The sequence below is a fragment of the Mycobacterium sp. genome (genome assembly GCF_008709575.1).
GTDB lineage: Bacteria > Actinomycetota > Actinomycetes > Mycobacteriales > Mycobacteriaceae > Mycobacterium.
The window spans coordinates 1-501 of record NZ_VYIK01000573.1 but is presented as its reverse complement, the minus strand read 5'-3'; the positions used below and the strand labels follow the sequence as shown (position 1 = coordinate 501).

At 64.7% G+C, this 501-nt stretch carries 1 protein-coding gene; it reads left to right on the top strand.

Features of this window, described 5'->3' with window-relative positions:
- Positions 1–83 precede the first annotated feature (83 nt).
- Positions 84–380: a hypothetical protein gene (locus tag F6Q13_RS20200; RefSeq protein WP_293060214.1), complete on the top strand. Its 297-nt coding sequence runs from the start codon at positions 84–86 to the stop codon at positions 378–380.
- The last annotated feature ends 121 nt before the right edge of the window (positions 381–501 follow it).

Below are 501 nucleotides of genomic sequence, written 5' to 3'. Positions count from 1 at the left end.
CCGACGACGACCCGGCCGGGACCTGGGCCGTGGATAAGATCGGTCACGTAAAGATTCGTGACACCTTCGCTGTGGGAGATCCGTTGTCCAGCGCTACAGAACTCGCCGAACTGCATGACCTCGTCGGCGGATTGAGACGGTGCGTGGCGTCGTTGCAGTCGCGATACGCCGGCACCCCGGCAATGCGGCGCGTCGTCAACGACGTCGAGCGGATTGCCAACGACATCGAACTACTGAGCATCGACGCCGCTGAATTGGACCTGGCCAGCTACCCCGTGCAGCACTCGGGCGAGAAGATCGCCGTCCCCGATACCGCCTACGACGCCAATTTCTGGCGCGACGTCGACGACGAGGGCCTCGGCGGGCACCGCCGCCGGTGACCCGCCCCCGCTAAAACCGGGGCGCTTGGATGTGAGTACTCTTCCAGCAGCCCACGCGAACAGGATCAACCCACGATGAGCGCACCCACCACAGACCGTCCTGCCACCGGAGTCTTCTCAC